At 39.8% G+C, this 2,919-nt stretch carries 2 pseudogenes; both read right to left on the bottom strand.

Going from position 1 to position 2,919, the window contains the following annotated elements:
- A pseudogene (locus tag ACMFKV_RS07045) lies at nt 1–2,177 on the bottom strand (hypothetical protein); the annotation flags it as partial.
- Nucleotides 2,178–2,456: 279 nt separating this feature from the next.
- Nucleotides 2,457–2,919: pseudogene (locus ACMFKV_RS07040) on the bottom strand (late control protein); the annotation flags it as partial.

Raw genomic sequence — 2,919 nt, 5'->3', positions numbered from 1 at the left:
ATCTGACCGTAAATATCTGTCAGAGATTGATCAACTGCCGTAAAAGCAGAGCCTACACTCATATAATTGGCACTCTGGATCACGTAAGTCGGAGACTGACCATTCAACATATCCGCACCAGCACCAAAATAACCTGAAGCATTTGCTGCAACTTCAGAAATGTCTGATTGTGCCTCTCCCAATTTAATATGCATCTGATCTAATTTACTATTGGTCGCATAAAGCTGTGAACCACTCATCGCTTCTGTGGAGCTCTCAGAAACTTCAGCTGCAATTCCAGAAACGTCTGATACGACAAAGTCTCTTAAAGCTTTTAGCTGTGCAACATTTACTGCATCGGTATCTGCAGTCCCTGCTGCCACTCCTATAATCTGCCGTGTTATGCCCTTATCAATATTGCCAACACTGATAGCACCTGTAGTGCTTTTCCATGCAAGTCCAGCAGGATTATTACTGCCTATTACAGCACCCAATACAGGATCATAACCCCATCTCGCTCCAAAATTAGCAACAGATTTTGCTCCCAGAGCAACTCCATCATGAACAGATGCCGCTGCGTTATAACCAATAGCAATTGCGTTGATTCCCGTGCTAGATGTGCCTCTACCAATAGCAATTGCATCATCAACTGTAGCTCGCGCAGAAAATCCTATAGCAATAGTATAAGAACCAGCTGTCGTTAAATTTTTGCCAATTGCAATAGTTTGTTTTCCAGGATTCTCAATTGCTGATACATATTGAGTTTTTTGTTTTACAAACTCTTCTAAAGATTTTATCTGTGTAACATTATCAGAAATTTTATTAGAAGCTTCCGTGAGAAATTGATCAACTGCCGTAAAAGCAGACCCTACATCAGTATATTGTATATTCTGAATGGCATAAGATGCAGCAATTTGAGCACTATCTGATACGACAAAGTCTCTTAAAGCTTTTAGCTGTGCAACATTTACTGCATCGGTATCTGCAGTCCCTGCTGCCACTCCTATAATCTGCCGTGTTATGTCTTGATTAGGATCGCCAACGCTGATAGCAGCTAAAGTGCTTTTCCATGCGGCACTATTATTGTTTGTTACCATATCCGAAATAGGATCGTAACCCCATCTTGCTCCCAAATTAGCAACAGACTTTGCACCCAAAGCAACTCCATCATGAACAGATGCCGCTGCGTTATAACCAATAGCAATTGCATTGATTCCCGTGCTAGATGTACCTCTACCAATAGCAATTGTATCATCAACTGTAGCTCGCGCAGAAAATCCTATAGCAATAGAATAAGCACTTTTTGCTGTTACATCGCCAATTGCAATAGTCTGTTTTCCAAGATTCTCAATTGCTGATACATATTGAGTTTTTTGTTTTACAACCTCTCCTAAAGCTTTTAGCTGTGCAACATTTACTGCATCAGTATCTGCAGTTCCTGCTGCTACTCCTATAATCTGCCGTGTTATGCCCTTATCAATATTGCCAATGCTAATAGCACTTGCAGTACTTTTCCATGCAATATCATCACCTCTATCTATTATAGCGCCCACTATAGGATCATAACCTATTTGCTTATCGCCAATATCAGCGAGAGAATCCGCACCCAAAGCAACTCCTCCCAAAACAGTTACCCGCGTATACTCACCAAAAGCAATTGCAGACCCCGCCTGTGAAACAAGGGCTGAACGTCCAATAGCAATTCCACTTTGAGCAAAATCAACAAATGCGTTATTACCAATAGCAATAGCAAAATTGCCCTTCGCTACCACACCATCTCCTATACCAATAGGATTTTCCCATAACCAATGTGCTTCTCTCGTAGCTGGAGTTAAGCCTGTGTTAAAATACCTAGGTGCAACATTATTATCAATTTGCTCCGTATACTGAGGAGTTGAGCCTACAGCTATCTCTTCTTGAGCAGTTGTACTGACTGTTATTGCTTCATCAAAACTTGGACTATAAGCTCCATTAATAACATTATCTGTATCAGAAGCAGCAATATTATTATTTAAAACAGCATTACCATGATTATCTTCAGAATCAGATGTACTGGAATTTTCGGGTTTCACAGGAGGATCTCCTGCCACCGCAATATTCATAATAAAAACAGGGGATACACTCAATAAGAGCGCAACTATTGTCGTTTTCAATAAATTTATCTTAAAAAAACTTTGTGTTGGATATGATTTTTTCATAAACTTCCCCAATAAAATATCATCACAAAAAAAACATATTTTACCGATATAATCATTCCATTATGCCATAATTTTGACATATAATTGCCACATATATGATGTAAAAACAAATAGCAAGAAAAAATGCAATGTCTTTGTATTCGTGGAAATAATTTAAAGAATTGAAGCCTATAGGAGAATTATGGGGTGTTATTTCTCTGCATTTTTTAAGTTATTGCTAAAATTTTGCACTATTTTTTAAAAGTAGTTTTTTGAACTTTTAAAGCTTTTCAAATCCCTTCAAAATATAATTTCTGTCGTATATCTGCTGGCTTTTTCATAGCGATGGGTAACTGTAGAAGCTCTCCATTGCCGTTAATCTCCCTACGAAATCCACGCAGCAGAAGAGATTGATCTGCCATAATCTCTGGGCAGCCCTCCAGCGTTAACGAACCACTCCCAACAGCACGACAAAGCCTATCCCCTTCTGAGGCAGCTGCTGCTAATGCCTCTTCCTTACATGTATAACAACTGCGCAAACGCCGCGTGGGACCTGTGAAGCTTGTCTGATGCTTAACCTGTACTTGCTGCCCCTTAGCACGATCAAAATAACTGGCTTCAACCGCACCATATTGCGTTCGCGGCTCTAAGGTGAACTCCCATTGAGAGCAATCATGCTTATGGATTTCGAGGGTTGGTAAACTCTCACGCCCTAAAAATAAGAACTTATTGTCCTTGATTAAAAAACGTGCCTGCATCCGAT

This window comes from Bartonella propinqua, assembly GCF_047263965.1.
Classification (GTDB): domain Bacteria; phylum Pseudomonadota; class Alphaproteobacteria; order Rhizobiales; family Rhizobiaceae; genus Bartonella.
Note: the sequence above shows the minus strand (reverse complement) of the source record. Positions and strands in the feature narration are given on the sequence as shown.